This window comes from Vibrio sp. T20 (assembly GCF_007858795.1).
Classification (GTDB): Bacteria; Pseudomonadota; Gammaproteobacteria; order Enterobacterales; family Vibrionaceae; genus Vibrio; species Vibrio satsumensis.
The window spans coordinates 228792-250261 of record NZ_VFEB01000138.1 but is presented as its reverse complement, the minus strand read 5'-3'; the positions used below and the strand labels follow the sequence as shown (position 1 = coordinate 250261).

The 21470-nt window shown below is 44.1% G+C and carries 20 protein-coding genes; 12 read left to right on the top strand and 8 right to left on the bottom strand.

Annotated features, from left to right (window positions below; all coding sequences use genetic code 11):
- Nucleotides 1-248 precede the first annotated feature (248 nt).
- The 7 genes from pspF (at nucleotide 249) to FTW16_RS16570 (ending at nucleotide 7428) form a co-directional block, all read left to right on the top strand.
- Nucleotides 249-1271: a phage shock protein operon transcriptional activator gene (gene pspF, locus FTW16_RS16600; RefSeq protein WP_146491872.1), complete on the top strand. Its 1023-nt coding sequence runs from the start codon at nucleotides 249-251 to the stop codon at nucleotides 1269-1271.
- A gap of 102 nt (nucleotides 1272-1373) precedes the next feature.
- On the top strand, nucleotides 1374-2996 hold the full coding sequence (sapA, locus tag FTW16_RS16595) for an ABC transporter substrate-binding protein SapA (protein ID WP_146491871.1): 1623 nt from the start codon (nucleotides 1374-1376) through the stop codon (nucleotides 2994-2996).
- Complete coding sequence (locus tag FTW16_RS16590; RefSeq protein ID WP_060982810.1) at nucleotides 2996-3958, top strand: ABC transporter permease; 963 nt, start codon at nucleotides 2996-2998, stop codon at nucleotides 3956-3958. The genes sapA and FTW16_RS16590 overlap by 1 nt, the downstream gene beginning before the upstream one ends.
- Nucleotides 3945-4832: a putrescine export ABC transporter permease SapC gene (sapC, locus tag FTW16_RS16585; RefSeq protein WP_060982811.1), complete on the top strand. Its 888-nt coding sequence runs from the start codon at nucleotides 3945-3947 to the stop codon at nucleotides 4830-4832. Before FTW16_RS16590 ends, sapC begins: the two co-directional genes overlap by 14 nt.
- Complete coding sequence (locus FTW16_RS16580; RefSeq protein ID WP_060982812.1) at nucleotides 4832-5833, top strand: oligopeptide/dipeptide ABC transporter ATP-binding protein; 1002 nt, start codon at nucleotides 4832-4834, stop codon at nucleotides 5831-5833. Before sapC ends, FTW16_RS16580 begins: the two co-directional genes overlap by 1 nt.
- On the top strand, nucleotides 5830-6612 hold the full coding sequence (locus tag FTW16_RS16575) for an ATP-binding cassette domain-containing protein (RefSeq protein ID WP_017060304.1): 783 nt from the start codon (nucleotides 5830-5832) through the stop codon (nucleotides 6610-6612). Before FTW16_RS16580 ends, FTW16_RS16575 begins: the two co-directional genes overlap by 4 nt.
- Nucleotides 6613-6648: 36 nt before the next feature.
- Complete coding sequence (locus tag FTW16_RS16570) at nucleotides 6649-7428, top strand: DUF2927 domain-containing protein (RefSeq protein WP_146491870.1); 780 nt, start codon at nucleotides 6649-6651, stop codon at nucleotides 7426-7428.
- A gap of 97 nt (nucleotides 7429-7525) precedes the next feature.
- On the opposite strand, the gene FTW16_RS16565 is transcribed toward FTW16_RS16570, so the two are convergent.
- Nucleotides 7526-7915, bottom strand: a complete 390-nt coding sequence (locus FTW16_RS16565; protein WP_004734596.1) for a DUF2750 domain-containing protein — start codon at nucleotides 7913-7915, stop codon at nucleotides 7526-7528.
- Between the two features lie 149 nt (nucleotides 7916-8064).
- Nucleotides 8065-8970 carry a manganese-dependent inorganic pyrophosphatase gene (locus FTW16_RS16560; protein ID WP_146491869.1) on the bottom strand — a complete coding sequence of 302 codons (906 nt, stop codon included), beginning with the start codon at nucleotides 8968-8970 and terminating at the stop codon, nucleotides 8065-8067.
- Between the two features lie 200 nt (nucleotides 8971-9170).
- On the opposite strand from FTW16_RS16560, the gene FTW16_RS16555 reads away from it, so the two are divergent.
- Nucleotides 9171-10385, top strand: a complete 1215-nt coding sequence (locus FTW16_RS16555; protein ID WP_146491868.1) for a putative manganese transporter — start codon at nucleotides 9171-9173, stop codon at nucleotides 10383-10385.
- 294 nt (nucleotides 10386-10679) lie between these two features.
- Here FTW16_RS16555 and torA read toward each other — a convergent pair whose 3' ends face one another.
- The 3 genes from torA to torE are packed head-to-tail and all read right to left on the bottom strand — an operon-like array spanning nucleotide 10680 to nucleotide 14581.
- Entirely contained in the window at nucleotides 10680-13142 is a 2463-nt protein-coding gene (gene torA / locus FTW16_RS16550; protein WP_146491867.1) for a trimethylamine-N-oxide reductase TorA, read from the bottom strand.
- 24 nt (nucleotides 13143-13166) lie between these two features.
- Complete coding sequence (gene torC / locus FTW16_RS16545) at nucleotides 13167-14348, bottom strand: pentaheme c-type cytochrome TorC (RefSeq protein ID WP_146491866.1); 1182 nt, start codon at nucleotides 14346-14348, stop codon at nucleotides 13167-13169.
- A gap of 50 nt (nucleotides 14349-14398) precedes the next feature.
- The gene (torE, locus tag FTW16_RS16540; RefSeq protein WP_008222628.1) at nucleotides 14399-14581 is read right to left on the bottom strand and encodes a trimethylamine N-oxide reductase system protein TorE; all 183 of its coding nucleotides are present in this window, start codon (nucleotides 14579-14581) and stop codon (nucleotides 14399-14401) included.
- Between the two features lie 436 nt (nucleotides 14582-15017).
- On the opposite strand from torE, the gene FTW16_RS16535 reads away from it, so the two are divergent.
- Nucleotides 15018-15812, top strand: coding sequence for an ABC transporter permease (locus FTW16_RS16535; protein WP_146491865.1), 795 nt, complete (start codon nucleotides 15018-15020; stop codon nucleotides 15810-15812).
- A gap of 321 nt (nucleotides 15813-16133) precedes the next feature.
- On the opposite strand, the gene focA is transcribed toward FTW16_RS16535, so the two are convergent.
- Complete coding sequence (gene focA, locus FTW16_RS16530; protein ID WP_048614492.1) at nucleotides 16134-16976, bottom strand: formate transporter FocA; 843 nt, start codon at nucleotides 16974-16976, stop codon at nucleotides 16134-16136.
- Nucleotides 16977-17338: 362 nt separating this feature from the next.
- Entirely contained in the window at nucleotides 17339-18646 is a 1308-nt protein-coding gene (locus FTW16_RS16525) for an ATPase (protein ID WP_146491864.1), read from the bottom strand.
- A gap of 257 nt (nucleotides 18647-18903) precedes the next feature.
- Between FTW16_RS16525 and FTW16_RS16520 the strand changes: the two genes are divergently transcribed.
- The 3 genes from FTW16_RS16520 to FTW16_RS16510 all read left to right on the top strand — a co-directional run bounded on the left by FTW16_RS16520 (nucleotide 18904) and on the right by FTW16_RS16510 (nucleotide 20743).
- Entirely contained in the window at nucleotides 18904-19134 is a 231-nt protein-coding gene (locus tag FTW16_RS16520; protein WP_017630468.1) for a TIGR02647 family protein, read from the top strand.
- Nucleotides 19135-19248: 114 nt separating this feature from the next.
- On the top strand, nucleotides 19249-20103 hold the full coding sequence (locus tag FTW16_RS16515) for an NAD(P)H-binding protein (protein ID WP_146491863.1): 855 nt from the start codon (nucleotides 19249-19251) through the stop codon (nucleotides 20101-20103).
- Entirely contained in the window at nucleotides 20096-20743 is a 648-nt protein-coding gene (locus FTW16_RS16510) for a YdcF family protein (RefSeq protein ID WP_146491862.1), read from the top strand. The genes FTW16_RS16515 and FTW16_RS16510 overlap by 8 nt, the downstream gene beginning before the upstream one ends.
- A 105-nt stretch (nucleotides 20744-20848) precedes the next feature.
- Here the strand turns inward: FTW16_RS16510 and FTW16_RS16505 are convergent, their stop codons facing one another.
- Nucleotides 20849-21427: a thymidine kinase gene (locus tag FTW16_RS16505; protein WP_017060277.1), complete on the bottom strand. Its 579-nt coding sequence runs from the start codon at nucleotides 21425-21427 to the stop codon at nucleotides 20849-20851.
- Nucleotides 21428-21470 lie beyond the last annotated feature (43 nt).

Below are 21470 nucleotides of genomic sequence, written 5' to 3'. Positions count from 1 at the left end.
GGCAAATGTGTTTTAAATCGTTATTCGACTCTCAATCCACTTGCTCAAAAATTTACGTTAGTTGTTAAACCTACCATAAATAATCCAAGTTGCGTGCCAACTTTTAAGGCATTGTTTATCAGTCACTTACGATAAAATGGTGATTAACTCGAATCATGCTATGATGAATTTAACCAAGTATTGGTATTTTTCACCACTACAGCCTTAACATGACCTTCTTCAGTACTTAAATCGCATAAGGACCCGCTATGCAGCAGAACCTCATTGGTGAGTCACCTAGCTTTCTCTCTGTTTTAGATAAAGTTTCTCAGCTGGCTCCAATCGAAAGACCTATTCTGATCATTGGCGAGCGAGGTACGGGTAAAGAGCTGATCGCACAAAGGCTGCATTACCTTTCAAAACGCTGGGATCAACCGTTGATCTCATTGAACTGCTCAACCCTCAGTCAAGGTTTGATTGACTCAGAACTGTTTGGTCATGAATCCGGTTCTTTCACGGGCTCAAAAGGTCGTCATCAAGGTCGTTTTGAGAGGGCCGAAGGTGGGACACTGTTTCTGGATGAGCTCGCGACCACTCCCCTTGCCGTTCAAGAGAAATTGTTGCGTGTTATTGAATACGGACAGTATGAACGTGTCGGTGGACAAAAAGCCTTAAGTGCCAATGTAAGGTTGGTGTGCGCGACCAATGCCGACTTGCCAGACATGGCATTAAAGGGTGAATTCAGAGCCGATTTATTAGATCGACTGGCGTTTGACGTGATTACTATCCCTCCTCTTCGTGAGCGAAAAGAAGACATCACGCTGCTAGCAGAATACTACGCTATTAAGATGTGTCGTGAATTAGAGTTGGAGCTGTTTGTCGGCTTTGCTCCGTCTGCTGTTGAGGCGCTGCTGGATTATTCTTGGCCGGGGAATGTTCGAGAACTCAAGAACGTCATTGAGCGTGCTATCTACCAACACGGTAAAGATCCATATCCTATTGAATCTTTGGTGTTTAACCCATTTAAGCCCGCATGGGAAACAGAGCAATATTCCACGCAGGAAACTGGCAATGAGCCGTCTAACAGCCATACTTCATCAGAGAGTTCGTTTTCTTTGCCGCTTGATTACAAAGCATGGCAAGAACAACAAGACATCAAGCTACTCAATCAAGCCCTAAAACAGAGCAAGTATAACCAGAAACAAGCCGCAGAATTACTTGGGTTAACCTACAACCAATTACGTGGAATGGTGAGGAAGTATGCGATTGTCGGACAAGCTAACGATAAATAGCTGTCCACACTTGATTATTATTTGGAGCCGAATAAATAAAATGTTAAATTGTCCGGATCTTGAGGCTCCTCTAACGCCTCGTTTCGAAAAGTATTTCTTTTTATGAAAGCACTAATAAGACTATCACTGAGCATCTGTACGCTGAGCTTTCTAGCTGGATGTGGTGAGAGTGTGAATCACGAGCAAATCCGCGAAAAAGGCTTCATTTATTGCGGCCAAGGTAATCCTAGTACCTTCAACCCACAACTGGTTGATAGTGGTATTACCGCAGAATCGCTGAGCCCTCAAATCTTCGATACACTGCTCACTCTTGATCCAATGACTTACCGACCAAGACAGAACTTGGCGACAAGTTGGTCTGTTGATAAATCAGGTACAGAGTACACTTTCAAACTGCGCCCAAATGTTGCGTTCCAAACTACAGACTGGTTCACCCCAACTCGTAGCATGAATGCACAAGATGTGGTGTTTAGCTTTGAACGTGTCATTGATAGTTCAAACCCATTTCATTATGTGGGCGGCGGCCTATATCCATGGTTTGCCGGCATCGACTTCAAAAACCTGATTGTCGATATCACTGCCGTTGACGACTTAACGGTGAAATTCCAATTAAGTCGCCCAGACAATTCATTTCTCAACAATATCGCCACCAGCTATGCGGTCATTCACTCTAAAGAATATGCCAACAAGCTCATTGCAGCGGATGAGAAAAATCAAATCGATTCCAACCCTGTCGGCACCGGACCTTTCTACTTAGATGAATACCAAATCAATGATCTAGTTCGCTTAAAAAAGAACAAGCATTACTGGAAGGGTGACGTAGAAATGGACCAAGTTGTGTTTGACACATCACAACGAGGGACTGGGACACTTGCCAAACTCCTTCGCAGTGAATGTGACGTGTTGAACTCACCGATTTCTAGCCAAATTCCTATTATTCAAGCTCATGAAGAGTTGCAGATTTCCGCCACGCCTGCGGTCAATGTCTCTTTCATCGCGCTAAATACTGAGCACCCAGCCCTGCGTGACTCTCGAGTACGTAAAGCATTGAATTTAGCCATCAACCGTCAGAACATTCTTGATTCTGTATATTACGGTACCGGTACTAAGGCCTATACATTGCTTCCTCCTACTTCTTGGGCTCACCAAAAAGACAGTGTTCAAGTTCGCTACGACCGAAACTATGCGATTGCGCTTCTTAAAGAAGCCGGTGTCGAGCCCGGATTAGAGCTTTCGATGTGGGTACCACTAGAGCCACGCGCATACAATCCAAGCCCAAGAAAAACGGCAGAGCTGATCCAAGCAAACTTGGCCGATATAGGTATTGAATTGAAACTCTATACCGACGACCGATTTGACCGCACACAATTATCTTCTATTTCCTCAACAGATTTGTTGCTTACAGGCTGGATAGGCAATACGGGTGATCCTGATAACTTCTTACGTCCGCTTCTCTCATGCAGCTCTGAACGTGCAGGGTTAAATGTCTCTATGTGGTGTAATTCAGACTTTGATTTCCTCCTCGACTTAGCATTAGAGATCAATCAACAAAGGCACCGTGTGAACTTGTATCGACAAGCCCAAAATATTCTCAATGAAGAAGTTCCTGTTATTCCCCTGGCTCATGGCGTGCAATTCCGCGTGCACGATCGTTCACTAACCGGTTTTAAGCAGAGCCCTTTCAATGCTCAACCTTTTGATCAAGTCAGAAGAGAGGTGCAGTAATGTTTTGGTATACATTAAGACGTGTAAACTTATTCATTATTACGTTAGGAATTCTGACATTAGTGGGTTTTGCTCTGCTTCGATTAGACCAAACCTCACCTTGGGCAATTCAAGATTTTTGGCCCGGTTGGCTTAGTTATATCACTGAATTGTCGACACTAAACTTTGGTCTAAGCAAGCATGGTGTCCCTATCATCGATGAGTTAGCCGTGGTTTTCCCTGCAACGCTAGAACTGTGCTTCTTTGCCTTTGTGCTTGCGCTGTTTATAGGTATCCCTTTTGGCACGATTGCAGGTATGAGGCAAGGCAAGTTCGTCGATACCACCATTTCCTTCACCTCAATGGCTGGTTACTCTGCACCTATCTTTTGGGTCGCATTGCTGATGATCATGGTGTTTTCACTGCACTTTGAAATGTTCCCAGTTGGTGGTCGATACGACCTGCTTTACGAAATTGAACACGTGACTGGCTTCGCGATGATCGACGCCTTTTTTGCCGAAGGTCGCTACCGCGCACACGCATTACAAAGTGTTATCGAGCATATGGCGTTGCCTTGTCTTGTTTTAGCGCTGGCGCCAACCACTCAGGTCATCCGATTAATGAGAGCGTCAGTGGCTGAAGTAATGACGCAAAACTACATCCGTGCTGCGCGAATTAAAGGTCTTTCTACGAGAGAGATCATCACGCAGCACGTGCTAAGAAACGCGATACCTCCGATTATTCCTAAGGTCGGTGTTCAACTATCGAGTATGTTAACGCTTGCTATTATTACCGAGTCTATTTTTAACTGGCCGGGCATTGGCCGCTGGTTATTGGATGCATTATCGAATCAAGATTACGTTTCTATTCAAGCAGGCGTGATTGTGGTGGCAACCTTGGTTTTGACCGCAAACATTTTGTCCGATCTACTGGGCGCGATGATCAACCCACTGGTAAGGAAGGAATGGTATGCTAACAAATAACGTCTACCAAGAAGAACAAATTCCAACCCAGTTCGAACGTTTCTGGCGCAGCTTCCGTAGCAATAACCTGGCTATGTTTGGCTTGTGGTGTTTGGTGCTTATCATTCTGGTTACCGTCACCTCTCCGTGGCTAGCCCCCCATGATGCACAAGAACAAACCGGTCACCTATTAACACCGCCCTCTTGGGATCCTGCTGGCACGGTCGAATACTTTTTAGGTACCGATGACTTAGGTCGAGACATTCTTTCTCGCCTGATTATTGGCTCTCAGCTTACTTTCGGCGCTGCGGTGGTGATTACCTTTATCGCAGCAGTCATTGGTTGTCTGATTGGCGTACTCGCCGGGATGACTCGTGGATTGCTATCAAGCACGCTAAACCACCTGCTTGATACCGTTATGTCGATTCCATCTCTTCTGCTGGCGATTATTTTCGTGGCGTTCCTGGGCTTTGGTGAGTTTAATATCTTACTGGCCTTGTGTTTGGCATTGATTCCGCGCTTTATACGCTCAGTGTACATTGCCGTGCATGCTGAAGTAGAAAAAGACTATATTTTGGCTTCTCGCCTTGATGGCGCGAACGATTTCTATCTACTCTGGAACTCAATCCTTCCTAACATTCTTACCGTGGTGGCACTTGAAATTACACTGGCACTATCAGTCGCAATTCTTGATATCACAGCCTTGGGTTTCTTAGGGCTTGGCGCTCAAGCACCAAGTACTGAATGGGGATCAATCTTGGGTGATTCAGTCGAGCTGATTTACCTTGCGCCATGGACAGTAACCCTACCCGGCTTAGCTATTATGTTTACAGTTATCGTGATTAACCTCGTCGGTGAAGGTGTTCGCCAAGCGCTAAATGCAGGAATCGAATAATGCCGTTACTTGATATTCGACATCTAACTATCGAAATTGAGACTCCTCAAGGGATGGTTAAAGCCGTAGATCGAATGAGTATTACCCTCAATGAAGGGGAAATTCGTGGCTTAGTGGGTGAATCAGGCTCAGGTAAGAGCTTGGTTGCAAAAGCGATCGTCGGGGTTTGTAAAGAAAACTGGAAGGTTTCTGCAGACCGAATGCGCTTAGGTAATATCGACCTACTGCAACTGACTCCTAAAGAGCGCAGGCGTGTAATTGCTCGTGATATCGCGATGATCTTCCAAGAACCTTCTACGTGTCTTGATCCATCGGAAAAAGTGGGCAATCAGCTCATTGAAGCGATTCCTTCACACGCATTTGAAGGTCGTTGGTGGCAGCGATTTAAGTGGCGTAAGAAGCAAGCGATCGCGTTATTGCACAAAGTGGGCATCAAAGACCACTCTCGTCTAATGGACAGCTACTCTTATGAACTGACCGATGGTGAGTGTCAAAAAGTCATGATCGCAATGGCAATTGCTGCCAAGCCAAAAGTCTTGATTGCAGATGAGCCAACCAATGATTTGGATCCGATTACTCAGTCTCAGATCTTGCGTTTATTGAGCCGAATGAATCAGATCAATAACACGACCATCATTCTGATCGGCCATGACTTAACCACCATTACTCAATGGGCGACTCGCATTACCGTTATGTACTGTGGTCAGTCTGTAGAATCAGCTGATACGCAGAAGCTATTGGATGCACCCAAACACCCATATACCGTTGCTCTGCTAAAAGCGATGCCAGACTTTAACGACTGGATTCCCCACAAAGAGAAACTGCAATCTTTGCCAGGATCAATTCCGCCGCTGCAGCATCTTCCTATTGGTTGTCGATTAGGGCCTCGTTGCCCGTATGCGCAAAGGCAGTGTGTCGAGATCCCACATACCAAGCGAATCAAAAACCACAAGTTTAACTGTCACTTCCCTCTGAATATGGAGAAGAAAAAGAAATCATGAGTGCATTATTAGAAGTCAGTGATTTGTCTAAAGACTTTACGACTCGCTCTGGTCTTTTCCGTAAAAAGATCCATCAGGCGGTGAAGCCAGTTAGCTTTTCCCTCGAAGCAGGTCAGACGATAGGTTTTATCGGTCAGAATGGCTCTGGCAAATCAACATTAGCAAGAATGCTCGCAGGCATGGTTGAACCAACCGCAGGCGAGATCCGCGTGAATGGCGAAAAGCTAGAGCACAAAGACTACTCGACTCGTTGTAAGCTGATTCGAATGATCTTCCAAGATCCGAATACCTCGCTAAACCCACGCATTCAGATCGGTCGAATTCTTGAAGGTCCATTAAAACGAAACACCAACATGCCACCAGAAGCCCGTATGCGTCGTGTGAAAGACACACTACTGCGCGTGGGGCTTCTACCAGAACATGCTTACTTCTACCCTCAGATGCTTGCGGCAGGCCAAAAACAAAGGGTTTGTTTGGCTCGTGCCTTAATACTTCAGCCATCCATCATTGTCGCTGATGAAGCGTTGAATGGTTTGGATATGGCAATGCGCTCGCAAATCATCAACCTGTTCTTAGAGTTACAAGAAGAGATGGGCGTATCGTTTGTTTATGTATCCCAACACCTCGGTATTGTTAAGCACATTACCGATAAGATCATTGTCATGCACGAAGGTAATGTGGTTGAGAGTGGGGAAACGGATCAAGTATTGACCAATCCAACTCACCAAATCACCCAAAGATTGGTTGAGAGCCATTTCTCCAAAGCGCCGAACCACTAATCTGTAATCACGCTTCATTCAGCAGAGGGGAAAAGTATGTTACGAACAGCTTCAATGCTTCCCCTCTTGTTGGTACTGTTTTCCTTTAACGCAACAAGCACACCACTCACTTGGCTAGATAGAACCTTCGTCGAAACTGCCTTTTATAACGTCGCGCTTCAACACGAATATTCCCAAGGCACCAAACCGCTCGCCAAATGGAAACAACCGATCAAGATTTGGATCGATCACCGCGTCGGTGATGAGGAACTACACCAAGAGCTCACAGAGCTTCATATCCAACACCTATCTGAAGTCACTCAACACCCGATAACAATCGTCAGTAAAGAGTCCGAAGCGAACGTTAAGTGGATATACACGAGGCAGAGCCAGTGGATATCTGAGGCGAAATCAGTGCTCAAGCTCAAATCAACTCAGCATTTAAATAGCGCCATCTGTACGGCAGGTTATCAAACCAATTCTAAAGGTGAGATTGTTTACGCTGGGATTGTAATTCCCGTTGATCAGGCAAGATCGCGAGGTAAGTTAGTCGCATGTATCGTAGAAGAGATCACACAAGCTCTAGGCCTGCCGAATGATTCAGATAAAGCCTACCCTTCTATTTTCAATGACCATACACCAGAAGACTTGATATCGCCCTTAGATGTGGTGCTACTGCAACTACTGTATGAACCCGAATTGAAAGCTGGAATGACAAAGTCTGAAGTAAAACCTATCGTTCGAAAGATACTCAAGAGATACAGCAAAACAGGTGTGCTTCAACAAGCTTCTAAAGCCGCACAACAAGCGCCCTTGTATCAGTTGATTGGGTATTGAAGAAAATACGTTGAAACAGCTTAGGTGAGATAATTGAATGATAGCGCTGCCTAAGAAAGGCAACGCTGACTTACGATGTTACAGTATTACGAAAGAACTAGCGCTTAGCAGCCTGCTTTTTCAATTCGAAATCGAACTCATCCGGGAACAAGATAACGCCTTCTTCTTGCTCGTTCGGGAATACTACAACAGCAAGCTCGTCGTCTTCTAGACCATTCGTCCAGCGACTGTGCCATTTGTTTAGCGAAATAGACTCAGCTTTACACTCAGACCAATCACCCGTTGCCCATGATTCTGCGAACTCTTGGTTTGGCCATACTGGAACACAGTCTTCATCTTCTGTGTTCAGCATTACACAACCGTGTTCATCGGTTAAGATCCATACTTCACGGTTTGCTACGATTTCTTTCACACAGTATTTCAGGCGTTGCTCGCCTGTATACTTGTTGATTTCAGCGATTTTTTTATCGTCTAGCTGTGTAGTCATCTTAATTTCCTACTTTAGTCAGTAACTTTGCTCTCAAAGCTATTCTATGCCGAGTGCTTTTAACTTCAAACATTATCGATGAAGAAGAAAATCTACTTCAAAGAAAAACGCCTGCTAAAGTAGCAGGCGTTTATTATTAAGTGACTTGATTAAACAAGCTCACCTTGCAGCCAAGGCCAGCCTTGCTTCTTACGGCTTAGTGTATTTTCCATCATCAATACGCCGTCTTTCTCGTGCTTAACCAATTTCTCAGCCCACTCACCTTTGTAAAGAAGGCGAGTTTGCGCAGTAGTGATGTCAGTTAGCATTACCGCAGCAAATGCTAGACCATCTTTCTCACAACGCTCTTCAAGATCAGCTTCTAGCGCTTCGATCATGCCGTCTACTTGCTCAAGAGTCGCAAGTTCAACTTGACCAACAACAACATCACGACCGTTGAATGGGTAGCCTTTAAGGTCTTTTTCTACTAGCTGTGCAGCAGATAGGCCTTCAATGTTTGTTTTAGCGATTAGAAGTGCTTTGATGAAAGCATCAACGTCTGTTACGCCAGCGATTTCAGCAAGCTCAGCAACAGCGTCTTTGTCTTTTTGAGTACATGTTGGAGAAGCAAAACCAACTGTGTCTGAAAGAATTGCAGACATCATTAGTTTAGCGATTTGTTGAGAGATAGAGTGGCCTTCAATCTTGAACATGTTGAAAAGTACAGTGTTTGTACAACCAACAGGCCAGATCCAAGCTTCCATTGGATTTACTGTCATCACGTCGCCTAGACGGTGGTGATCGACAATACCTACGATCTCTGCTTCAGCAACATCATCTGGTGCTTGTGCTAGATCTGAGTAGTCTACTAGCCAGATTTTCTCACCAGCAACAGAAGTACGAAGTTCTGGCATTTCAGCACCAGCAACTTCAAGAATGTGTTGAGTTTCGCGGTTGATCTCGCCTTGGCGAATTGGTGTCGCTTCCTCGCCACGAGCTTTAAGAAGCTCAGTTGCAACTAACGCACTACAAATACTGTCACTATCAGGGTTTTTGTGACCAACAACTAAAATCATGTTTCTTCCTATTACACTAACAATTATGACTCTACCTTTAGAGCCTCTCTTTATTACCCATACTTTACCTCATTTTTTTAGATTGGTCATGTTTCGTAGGTTTAGCCAATAGTAACAATAGATAAAAAACAACAAATGCAATTGATAATTATTATCATTCGTATATATTTATCTTAAGCCACTAATTTTGAGTAACACCTATGGATCGACTAATCTCTTTTTTACCAAGCAGTAGCGCTGCGAAAACAACTCAGTTTTCACTGTCATTTAAACGGCTACTATTACCTATCTCACTTGCAGCATTGGTTGCGGCGCCTGCTACGCGAGAACTGACGGTCACTACTTTATCTGACGCCTTCTGGGCAGTGTCATGCTATGTGGCTTTAACCTTGGCGATTTACCACTGGTTAAGCCTGTACATCAACAAAGATAACGTCTTCAACAAACTCGTCCATCAATCCCGCTCCAACCAAGTTGTCTTCGCAGCACTTATGGGGGCGCTACCCGGCTGTGGCGGTGCGATCGTGGTGACCACACAATTTATCTCAGGAAAACTCGGATTTGGTGCGGTAGTTGCTGTGCTCGTCTCCACCATGGGTGACGCCGCCTTCTTGTTGATAGCAAGTGAACCCAAAACGGGTTTGGCTATGATGGCGATGGGTGTGATTGTGGGTACTGCGTCAGGTCGAATCATTAATCTATTCCATGCGGATGACTTCTTACGTCCAAAACAAGCTGAGCAAAATGAAGCCGTTCGCAGTTGCCCATCTCAATCCCAAGACAAAGAATCCGTATCTAAAAAGGCGATCAACCTGCAAGGCTACCTATGGTCTGTACTCATTATTCCCGGCGCTGCAGTGGCCTTACTTGGCTCTTTCCAAGTAGATGTAAACAAGTTACTCGCGTTGCCTGAAATGTCGATGGAATGGACGGGAACAATTTTACTGATTAGCTCAATGTTTCTATGGGGTCTCACTCGCGAAATTGAAGATTACAAATCAGCAGTAAGTGAAGATGAGAAATGTTTAGGCTCTCATCCACTGCAAAAAACCGCTCAAGACACCAACTTTGTCACAGCGTGGGTTGTGGTTGCCTTTCTCTTCTTCGAATTTGGCTCTGTGCTAGCAAATGTGGATTTTGCGACGCTATTCTCAAGCTGGGGCATTATGCTCCCCCTGGCAGGGGTCCTGATGGGCTTGCTACCGGGCTGTGGACCACAATTATTGGTGACTAGCCTTTACCTTTCAGGTGCGCTTCCACTTTCTGCTCAGGTAGGTAATGCAATTTCAAATGATGGAGATGCGCTATTCCCTGCGATTGCGATGGCACCGAAAGCAGCACTGGTCGCAACCTTGTATTCAAGTGTGCCCGCTTTAATCTGTGCTTATGGCTATTGGTTTATGTTTGAGATCTAACTTGATCAGAGTTAACTACATAGGCTTCTGTAAGGTCGGTACTTTGTATCGGCCTTTTTGTTTCCGTCTGCTTAAGTCTTTCCACAGGTTCTTTTTACATTCCCTTCCTGCTTCACTGCTTCTACCACCTCTCTCAAACAGCGCGTTACAGCCTGCTCAAAACGCCCTCTATTAGCCCTGTTACAATGCTTATTTAGAAACACTAACACAGACATCTAAAATACAAAAAGCCCCTGTAAGAGTGCTTACAGGGGCTTTAATTCAAGCTTTAATCTTAGCTTTTAAGCGAGATGCTTAAGAAACTTCGATTGGACCACCGAATGAAGTTACTGGAGGCAGCTTGCCTTGGAACTTCTCGAAGTCGACCAAACATGTGTTTGCTGACGTTGCTTGAGCCAGTTCAGACGTACCGATGTCTTGAGTCAGTGTGTTTGGATCGCCGTATGTATCTAGCGCGCCCACTTTCTCGTTGATCGGACCGTACCAAGCACCTTCTTCGATACGAACAACACCAGGAGCATAGCTATCCATTAGAACAGCACCCGCTAGTAGTTGACCACGGTCGTTGAACACACGTACTACATCGCCATCTTTGATGCCTTTCTTCTTAGCATCTACTGGGTTGATGTAGATTGGCTCACGGCCTTGTACCGCGTAAGTCGCACGCCACTCTTCAGATTCACACATCTGAGAGTGAAGACGCTTGTCTGGGTGACAAGATTGTAGCCAGTACGGGTGTTTGTCAGAGCCTGGACCACCGTGTGAACGTTCAGATTTCTCGAACCACATTGGGTGTTCTTGACAGTGCTCGTAGCCCATATTGCCAACAGTACGGCTTGTGATTTCGATGAAACCAGAAGGTGTACCTAGTGCGTTGATCTCTGGATCTTCACGGAATGAAGCGTGACGAGTCCATGGCTTACCTTTACCGAAGTCTAGGAAACCTTTCTCCCAGAACTCAGCAAATTCAGGCATTTCAAAGCTGCCTTCATTTGAAGCGCGACATTCGTCGTACAGTGATTTAACCCACTGCATTTCGTCCATACCACGCGTGTAATCGTCGTAACGACCCCAACGCTTAGTCAGGCTAGACATGATCTCGAAGTCAGTCTTAGACTGGAACAGAGGATCCACTAGCTTGTGCATCGCGATCAAACCACGACCAGAGTATGCGCCATAACCATCAATATCGTTTCGTTCCCACTGAGTACATGCAGGAAGCACGATGTCAGAGTGACGACAAGTTGCAGTCCAAGCAAAATCAACAGCCACTACAGTTTGTAGGCTCTTGAATGCTTTACGCATCTTGTTGCGATCTTGGTGGTGGTGCCACGGGTTGTTACCACTGAATACCATCATCTTGATATCAGGTAGTGTTACCGTTGAACCATTCGCTTTGATCTTCTTACCAGGCTCTAGCAAGCTATCAACCCAACGAGCAACTGGGATTACGCGGCTGTAGCCGTTGTAATCTGTGTTGGTGTACTTAGGTGATTGACCTTGGTCGATGTTCAGCGGGAAAGAACCCGGAGCAGCGAAGCCAGTTGAAGATACACCGATACCAGAGTAGTGGTGACCGTAAGAGATACCACCGCCCGGTAGACCAATTTGGCCAACCATTGCTGCGATAACTGCACACATCCAGTAAGGCTGTTCACCGTGCTCTTGACGTTGGATACTCCAACCCACAAGAATCTGTGTACGACCGTTAACCAGCATCTTAGCGAAGTCACGGATAGAGTCCGCGCTTGCGCCACAGATAGCAGAAGCCCACTCAGGTGTCTTCTCAACTTTATCTTTCGTTTCACCTTGAACGTACTTGATGAAGTCTTCAAAACCTAGACAGTAAGTTTCGATGAACTTCTTGTCGTATAGGCCTTCGTTGTAAAGCACGTGAGCAACACCAAGCATGAACGCCACATCAGTTTGTGGGTTGATGTACATTTGCTCGTTTTCTAGGTAACGACCTGTTTTGTTTTTAACAGGGTCAACAGAAACAACGTTGATCTCTTTCTTAGCAACTTTTTCTTTCAGCTGTTCTAGGTATGCGAACGACTCGTGAGTCTCACATGTCCAACCTACTTGCAGGTTTTTAACTGGATCGTTACCCCAAAGAACAATGTTGTCACTGTTTTCTAAGATAAGTTCCCAAGATGTACCTTGTGCGTAAACTTCAGTAGAACCTAACACGTAAGGCATGATCGTTTGACCAGCACCTGTTGAGTAGTCACCGATTTTCTTCACAGAGTAACCGTGAAGTGCCATTGCACGTTGCATGTGGTTAGTACAGCTGTGGAACTGACCCGTTTGTCTCCAACCAGTTTGACCTGTGTGAAGCGCCCATGGACCGTAATCTTTCTGTACGCGCTCTAGCTCGCGGTAAACAAGGTCTAGTGCCTCATCCCAAGTCACACGAATAAAACGGTTGTTACCACGCGTGTCTGCGCTGTATTTATGCTTCTTCAACCAATCTAGGCGAACCATTGGGTAACGCACACGTGATGGGCTGTAGATAATACCTTTAATACCTTTCAACATCTCAGTTGGGTGTTGATCGATTTCTAGAGGTTTAATCTCTTGTACTTTACCCGCATAAACACGAGCTCGGAATGCACCCCAGTGAGAACCAGAGACTTTCCACGCACCGTCTGTTTCTGCTGCAGACGCTGATGCCGACGCCAATAAGCTTGGACCGATAACCGATGCCGCACTTGTAGTAGCGACACCTTTCAGAAAACTTCTTCTTGTAATTGCCATTGTGTTACTCCAATTGACGTCTTATTAGTGATGGCCTTCAGAAAAATCTGATGAGTGCTTCTGTAGATACTTAAGAACCAGTGCTTCTGTATCTGTATCGAAGTTAACGAATGCAATCATACCATCTAGCATGCCTACCCAACCGTTAGCGCTGAAGTGAGCTTCATCTGGCTGTGAGTGACACGTTGAACAGTTAGATTGATACGCTTGACCAGCTGCGTTCCAGATTGGATCGAAGTTATCAACCATAGACTCTTTCTTCATCCAAAGTGCTAGGTTAACTTCTTCCCATGGAAGGCCAGTAAGCTCATCTTCTTTCTTCTCACCAACAGTGATAACGTCACTTTGAGATACTTCTTTCGTCAAGATTGCAGTTGAGATGTTCATACCGAAGTCTTCTTGGATTACACGTCCGAAGCCTTTCGCTTTACGCCAACCGTCGATTTGAATCTTGATCATGTCGCCTTTTTCGTCGATAACCGCAACTTTACTTGCAGGGCTTAGTAGACCCGCTTCTACTGTTGCTGTTTCATCTGTGTACATTGGTAGGTGACGAATAGAGATCACGTCAGAACCATTTGTGTAAGATGTACTGCTTGCTACGTTTTCTAGCTCGCCAACAATGCCGCTTGCTGATGCCATATCCATTGGAAGGTTGTGAGCAATACCTTTATGACAGTCAACACAGCTTTGATCACGTTCTGCTGCATTCTTCATCTGGATACGCGCTGTTGGGCGCATGTTCTCGAAGTCCATTGAATCGTAGTTGTGACAGTTTTTACACTCTAGAGATTTGTTCGAAGAGAAACGATCCCATTCGTGTTTAGCCAGTTCGATACGACGAGCTTCGAATTTCTCAGGTGTATCTAGGTCACCAAATACTTGAGCGAATACTTCTTTAGATGCTTGCATCTTACGAGCGATTTTTGCTGTCCATTCATGTGGAACGTGACAGTCAGGACAAGTAGCACGCACACCAGAAGTGTTTTTCCAGTGAACCGTTTCTTGCAGTTCTACGTACACGTTGTCACGCATCGTGTGACAGCTTACACAGAACTCTTCTGTATTTGTGTGTTCTAGCGCTGTATTGAAACCGCCCCAGAAAATAACACCGGCGATAAAGCCACCCATAGTTAGTACACCAAGACTGATGTGTACTGCTGGGCGAGTCATTGTGCGCCATAATTTAACTAAAAATGATTTCATGTTTAGCTCTCTTAAATATTGATTTTAAAAAATGTTGTTACTAGAGGGCATTACATGCCGCCGTGAGCACCAGGAGGTCCGAATACAAACACTTGCAGTGCCCAAACTAGGAAGCCGTAACCGCCTACAAAAGCCACACTTAATATTGGAAAGAGAACCACCGCGATGAAGAGGAAAGACTTCCACTCCAACGAGCGTTTTTCGCCAGTTTCAATTTTATTAACATCACTCATACATTTTGCCTATTTTGTATTTAGTAATTTCGAGTAACCCATTCTATGGGGCTAAAGTTCTTGAGTATCTAACAACAAATTTTAGACCATACACAAAGTAGGGTTCAATCAAATCCCCCGTTATAACCCTTGCTAATCAATACTTTTTTGAGGTCATCCAAACTTGTTTTCAGTTAAACAAAGTTATTAAAAAGTATTAACAAATGTGAAGAATTAAGTATATTTCACAAATGTTAAAAACCAACATGCGCGCAACCATCTGACAACCAATTTTAACTTTTTACCTACTAAGTAGTAGCTAAAAAAGCCTCAAACAACCACTATTTTGTGTTTTGTTTGTTAAATGATTGATCATTTTTAGAATTAGTGACTTTACAGTTGAAATGCATGATTTGGTACTTTCAGATATGATGGAGACCACTTAAAAGGAATCATTATGCAAGACGTTATTGATATATCTTGGTGGCAGTTATTGTTCTTCAGCTCACTTCTCTTGCTACCCATTACCATCAACCACAAATTAAAACTCGGCCTTGGCAAAGAAGCTTCTATCAGCATAATTCGCATGGCTGTTCAATTATTTCTCGTTGGTCTTTACCTAGAATATCTGTTCACGTTGAATAGCTTGTGGGTCAATTTACTGTGGTTGCTTGCGATGATTATCGTCGGGGCAAGCTCGATTGTTGAAAAGTCTAGGCTACCAAGAAACCTACTTTTGGCTCCTGTCGCCATTAGCCTTGCGGTAACTTGTGTACCTATTGTCTTGTTCATCTGCTTTTTCATCATTAAACCAACACCGGTTTTTAACGCGCAATACCTTATCCCGATAGCAGGGATGTTATTGGGTAATAGCTTAAGCAGTAATATAGTGGCATTGCAGAACCTGTTTGATGCTTTTGAAACGCAGAAATCAGAATATGAAGCGGCAATCGCGTTAGGAGCCTCACCAAGCTATGCAGCTTCGCCTTTTGTACGTAATGCAATACAGAAAGCGATGTCTCCGATTATGGCTTCTATGGCTACGACAGGCTTAGTGACACTACCAGGAATGATGACAGGACAAATTCTTGGTGGCGCGTCACCGATGATCGCGATTAAGTATCAACTGATGATCATGCTGGCTATTTTCGTGATGATGAGTTGCTCTTTGGCACTTGCTCTTCACCTTTCATTGAAGAATTGCTTGACGAAAGAAGGACGAGTTCTCGCTAAAATACAGCCTTCGAAATAACCTCTCCACTCCCTTGAGGCCTGGTTACTCACTGAATTTGAGACAGGTTATCCACAGAAATTGTGGATAACCAAATCAATATAGATCCTTTTTTGTCCATTTCCATCCAAAGAACGATCATTACCGTTGATCCTTCGGTGTTTTCAAAGACATATACACATACGTTGAGTAATACTATTGAGCGTTCACATGACAATTTGAGAAATGAGTGAGTAGGTTTTCCACAAATAAAAAACGGCCTGCAATGCAGACCGTCTTCTGGTAAATGTCATAAGTCAGTTCAGTATTGTCACTGAGCTTCAACTAATCTCGTAAACTGAATTAGTCACGTAAATAGATTAGCCAATACCACATACCAACAAAGATACCACCGCCAATGATGTTACCGATGGTAACGGGCAGCAAGTTGTTCATCAAAAAGTCCATCATGTTCAGGTCAACATAGTCCGCTGGGTTAGCGCCTGTCATTGTCCAGAATTCAGCTGGAGCAAATGTTTTAATGCCGATAGCTAAAGGGACTTGGAACATATTCGCAATACAGTGCTCGAAACCAGCCGATACGAACATCGCAACAGGTAAAATCATTACTGCGATTTTGTCGGTCAGTGTACGTCCACTAAACGTCATCCATACCGCGATACAAACCAATACATTACACATGATACCAAGCGCGATAGCTTGGATAAAATCGTGGTGCATCTTGTGTTGGGAAATCGCCATTGCATTTAAACCAACCTGGCCATGGTCAAACATGTACTGTTTGGTCAGAAGCATACATGCCACCAGCAACAATGCGCCAATCAAGTTACCTACATAAACCGTAGCCCAGTTCTTGACGAGCGTGCGCCAAGTAATTTTGCCACTTGCACGAGCAACCAGAGTAAGCACCGAGCTGGTAAATAACTCACCACCGGTAACAACAACGAGAATTAAGCCCAAGCTAAATGCAAGGCCACCTAATAGGCGAGTAATACCCCAAGGCAAATCACCAGCACCGGTCGTTACGATGGTGTAGAACACAAACGCAATACCGATATGTATGCCAGCGGAAATCGCTAAGAGAAAAGATTTGATTGGGTCTTTGGTTGCTTTACCTACGCCAATATCTGCAGCGCGCTCAGCCATTTGTGGCGGTAATAATGAGTCAAATTGGTTTAGATTCATGATGATTTACATTTTGAAACATGTCGTCGGGAGCGCGATAATCCTCTCTTTCATTTCTGAATTCAAGAGCTATTTTAGGCTCAAAATGCCTCTCACAGCCTTGTTGAAAGCAAATAGTCCGAGTTATTCCAAATTCATACGACTTTAGTAGTAAAAAGAAAACTCTGCTGAATGATTAGTTATCAGCATAGAAAATAACACACCTATAAATATCAACAAGTTACATTAAAACCAAAAGAATGACGTACACTATAACGACTCACTGAGCGCTTTTATTTGTAGATTTTGATATAGATCAACAGAACGCAAAAAAGCGCCCTTAGGCGCTTTTAACTCAATCACAAATAAAGAAATTAGTGATACTAAACCGAAGGTTCAATCACTCCTTCTGATGATTGTTCTAAGGTTGCATCCTCTAAATTAGATTCAATAGTCGGGGGCATCACATCAGAGTCACTTTCGTTGGCAACTTTGCCACCTAAGCTTTTCAAACTATCCACTAACTCTTCTAAGCTTTTTATGTGAGCATCACTCTTCGTAATCTGCTCACCTAGAAACTCACTGTGCTTGGTTGCTTCAGACAATTGCTGCGCTTGCTTCTGGTTTTCAGACTCCAGCAGAGCCAATTGCTCAGTTAAAGTTTCAATCTCTGACTTTAACAGCTCTGTCATATCGGAGTTTTTTAACGCTTTAACACTCGCTACAATCTTCTGTGATTGCTGACGTAGCCCAACATCACGGTAATCTTCATCATTGACGATTTGTGAAATGCTCAGTAGCTGATTCTCAGTATTCAAAACCGACTGTTCGAACTTGTCGCCTTTTACACTCGCGAGCACTTTGACTTCATGAGCGACACTGCGCACGTGATTCAATTCAAACTCTGCAGCGTGAACCGCGTCTTCAATGATCGACTTTTCACGAGGGCTGGCTTTCACTTGGCTTTCGGCCAACGCAATTTGAGATGTCGCCTTCGCAAAGGTCAGCGGAGCAACATCATCAAAATCTTCATCTTCCAAGAACTCTAATTCGTTCTTCAAAGGTTCGATGTATTTCTTATGCGCCACTTTAACTTCGAGTAAACGAGCATTGTTAAGAAATTCGACCTGCGCTTCTTGAGCGTCTTCAAGCTCATCGACCAGCACATACTCGAACAACTCACTGTATTCTGAATACAAACGTTTATAGCTCGAGGTAAACATGGTATCTGCGCCAAGGAACTTTAGGTAATCCATTTGGACAATCGAATCAGCGAGTACTCGGTCAGCCTTCTTCTTTAACACTAAGATCGAGTCATAGTTTGATTTGATCAAAGCGATTTTTTCATCGAAGGCTTCAGCGTAAGTTAGGCTCGAAAAAATGGAGTAACTCTTGGTTATTCGAGTTTCGTCTTTCAATAAGTCCGCATAAATGCTTTCAGCATCATCCCATGCGTCTAATAGTTCATTGTAATTCTCTGGTGCATAGAGAGACAATTGAGCATGGTCTTCAAGCTTAACTTCCCATTCGGAGTAAACGCTTTGGACAGACTGAAATGAACGGACTTCTATTGTAGATTCATTATTGTTGTTTGTGTTTTGGTTCGCGTCTGTCTGCTCTGAGGGTGTGCTTTGACAACCTGAGATAGCAAATAGCATACTGATCGTTAATGCTACTTTGTTCGCTCTCACTTATGCATATCCTTTTTATACAATATTCGCTCAATGCAAATTATTTCTAGTCACAATATATTACAACCACTTAGCAATAAACATCACTGATGATTTAAGTGGGTGCAAATCACCCAATATAAACAAAATAAACTCATCACTCGATGATTAATCAATCAATTTGGTATCACTTATCAATTCTCTTTATTTGCTATTGCCTGAGCCGAGAATGCGCACTAAGGTGAAGGTAGAGAACGTTATGAATATATAGGTTAATTATGAAGTACAACGCTGAACATATTGCTGATTTAAACCTCCTTCTTCAATTTGATGTAAGTAGTGCTGCTACTGGAATTAAAGTTCATCAAGAGGCTGCTCAAGAAACTCAAGACGCTGTTAAGCGCCTATTCGAAAAAAACCTTTGTACTCAGCCAGACGGCGGTTACCTAACAGATGAAGGTATTGAGATGGCAGAGCGTGCAGACAAGCTGCTTCGCGTACTTAAATAAAGCTCTATTGTACTAGCAAAAACTCCACTCGCTTCGGCCGTGGAGTTTTTTCATTTTTGGCCAAAGGTTTGTTAGGCTTATTGTAAATCCATAGCTTGTCGTTGTGAGGTACAGATGGCTTCTATATTTATTGTCGGTGCAGGATGGGTAGGTGCACCTTTATCTGAACATTTAGAAAAACATGGTAACCGAGTGGTGGTCACGAAAACGACCCAAGCGGGAGCAAGCACCATTGGTAACGAACGAATCCCATGTGAAGTGTTTAGTTTTGACTCATCCGAGCCAGAACAGACTATCGGGCGACTCTATTCACTGTTACTCGAAAACAACACTGAGATTGTAATTGGTAGCTTCCCCCCTGGCTTTAGAAAAGGAGCCGGACAAGAGTATGCCGACTACTGGCAGCAGCTCACCAACGCATGCCAAAAGGCCAACATTAAAAAGCTCATTATGGTCAGTTCAACCACGGTATACCCAACCAAGCCGGGTGTGTTGAACGAACTGGATGCATCGCTAGCCCTTTCAACCTCAGATAACGAGCACGCGTCTTTATTTTCCGATAACGCGCGAATCATGCTGCAAGCTGAACAGTCAGTGATTGATTCAGGTATCGACTACACCATTCTTCGTTTTAGTGGGTTAATAGGCCCAAGCCGTCACCCATCACGCTTTGCAAGCAAGTTAAAACAAGTCAGCACCCAAGCTCCAGCCAATATGCTGCACCTTGACGACGCGATTGACGCTGTCGATTTCGCTATCAGTCAACTGCACAACGAAGTGGTTAACGTGACAACACCAAACACAGTAAGTAAGGCGGAATTTTATGCCGCAGCACTGAAAAGCGCCAACAGCAGTGAGCCTCTACCCGCTGTTGTTGATACCCCAGACAAACTGATCTCTTCAAAAAAGATTCTCGACTTAGGTTATTCGTTTAAGTTTGAATCCACATTGGACGCTCTTCATGACTAAACAACCATCAAATAAGCTGCACCGTTCGATCGATACGCTTTGGAATTTCATGTCTATGGGTCATGCGGTCGAGCCTTCAGACTGTATTTTTGTGTTGTGCAGCAACGATACAAGAGTCGCGGAATATGCGGCCGAGCTTTATCACAAAAAAATCGCCCCATACATCGTTTTTTCCGGTGGTGTTGGACGCTTCACTGAAGGCAATTTTGAACGTTCAGAAGCAGAAACCTTTGCCGCGATAGCGCGAGACTGTGGCGTGCCAGATTTAGATATTGTCATTGAAAAACAAGCGTCTAATACTGGAGAAAATGTCCGTTTCACATACGAGTTGCTTAGTGAGCGAGGCCTATCACCAAAGAGGATGACCTTAGTGCAAAAGCCGTTTATGGAGAAACGAACCTACGCTACCTTTAGCAAACAGTGGCCTGAAGAAACGACAGAAGTCACGGTGACTTCAAAATGGCAGGATTGGGTTGATTACTTTAACGAAGAGTTGCCGTTAGACATGGTGTTAGGTGCATTAATTTCTGATTATGAACGAATCAAATCCTATCCAGATAAAGGGTTTCAGATTGAAATGCCAATACCCGACGACGTTGATCACGCTTATCAAGCGTTGAAGAAGCTCGGATTCGAATAAATCAAAAGCTCTGATTGGAATAAAGAAACAGCACTGGCTCAATAAACAAAAACGGTGACACTTGGTCACCGTTTTTCGTTTTAGCTAGCTGAACTATAAATCGACTTATTTACCTAACGCTTCTTTGTAGTGCAGGCGGCAAACAGAAACGTATTTGTCGTTACCACCAATAGCCACTTGGTCGCCTTCAGCAATCGCGACACCGTGCTCATCGGTACGGATTACCATGTTCGCTTTACGGCCACAGTGACAAATTGTTTTAAGCTCAACAAGTTTATCTGCCCAAGACAGTAAGTAACGGCTACCTTCAAACAGTTCACCCAAGAAATCGGTACGTAAGCCGTAACAAAGTACAGGGATGTGCAGTTTATCAACCACTTCTGTTAATTGGTACACCTGCTCCTTCGATAAAAATTGGCACTCATCGATCAAAACACAATGACGCTTTTCTTCCTCATTAAGCTTTTTGATCGCATCAAACATGTTGGTGTCATTTTTAAACAGCTGAGCTTCAGATTGCAGACCAATTCGTGAGCTCACTTTACCGATACCATAACGGTCGTCCAACGCTGCCGTAAAGATCACTGGCGTCATGCCACGTTCTTGGTAGTTGAATGAAGATTGAAGAAGCGTTGTTGATTTACCCGCATTCATTGCCGAGTAATAAAAATACATCTGAGCCACAGAAATATTCCTGTTAATTAAAAGTTGAAGATAGAAAGGTGAA

Excerpts from the sequence above, each read along its gene's own strand:
- FTW16_RS16590 (WP_060982810.1), top strand. The coding sequence starts at position 2,996 with ATGTTTTGGTATACATTAAGACGTGTAAACTTATTCATTATTACGTTA.
- sapA (WP_146491871.1), top strand. The coding sequence starts at position 1,374 with ATGAAAGCACTAATAAGACTATCACTGAGCATCTGTACGCTGAGCTTT.
- FTW16_RS16510 (WP_146491862.1), top strand. The coding sequence starts at position 20,096 with ATGACTAAACAACCATCAAATAAGCTGCACCGTTCGATCGATACGCTT.
- FTW16_RS16560 (WP_146491869.1), bottom strand. The coding sequence starts at position 8,970 with ATGATTTTAGTTGTTGGTCACAAAAACCCTGATAGTGACAGTATTTGT.
- FTW16_RS16515 (WP_146491863.1), top strand. The coding sequence starts at position 19,249 with ATGGCTTCTATATTTATTGTCGGTGCAGGATGGGTAGGTGCACCTTTA.
- FTW16_RS16520 (WP_017630468.1), top strand. The coding sequence starts at position 18,904 with ATGAAGTACAACGCTGAACATATTGCTGATTTAAACCTCCTTCTTCAA.
- torA (WP_146491867.1), bottom strand. The coding sequence starts at position 13,142 with ATGGCAATTACAAGAAGAAGTTTTCTGAAAGGTGTCGCTACTACAAGT.
- pspF (WP_146491872.1), top strand. The coding sequence starts at position 249 with ATGCAGCAGAACCTCATTGGTGAGTCACCTAGCTTTCTCTCTGTTTTA.
- FTW16_RS16575 (WP_017060304.1), top strand. The coding sequence starts at position 5,830 with ATGAGTGCATTATTAGAAGTCAGTGATTTGTCTAAAGACTTTACGACT.
- FTW16_RS16580 (WP_060982812.1), top strand. The coding sequence starts at position 4,832 with ATGCCGTTACTTGATATTCGACATCTAACTATCGAAATTGAGACTCCT.
- FTW16_RS16570 (WP_146491870.1), top strand. The coding sequence starts at position 6,649 with ATGTTACGAACAGCTTCAATGCTTCCCCTCTTGTTGGTACTGTTTTCC.
- focA (WP_048614492.1), bottom strand. The coding sequence starts at position 16,976 with ATGAATCTAAACCAATTTGACTCATTATTACCGCCACAAATGGCTGAG.
- sapC (WP_060982811.1), top strand. The coding sequence starts at position 3,945 with ATGCTAACAAATAACGTCTACCAAGAAGAACAAATTCCAACCCAGTTC.
- FTW16_RS16565 (WP_004734596.1), bottom strand. The coding sequence starts at position 7,915 with ATGACTACACAGCTAGACGATAAAAAAATCGCTGAAATCAACAAGTAT.
- torC (WP_146491866.1), bottom strand. The coding sequence starts at position 14,348 with ATGAAATCATTTTTAGTTAAATTATGGCGCACAATGACTCGCCCAGCA.
- FTW16_RS16555 (WP_146491868.1), top strand. The coding sequence starts at position 9,171 with ATGGATCGACTAATCTCTTTTTTACCAAGCAGTAGCGCTGCGAAAACA.
- FTW16_RS16535 (WP_146491865.1), top strand. The coding sequence starts at position 15,018 with ATGCAAGACGTTATTGATATATCTTGGTGGCAGTTATTGTTCTTCAGC.
- torE (WP_008222628.1), bottom strand. The coding sequence starts at position 14,581 with ATGAGTGATGTTAATAAAATTGAAACTGGCGAAAAACGCTCGTTGGAG.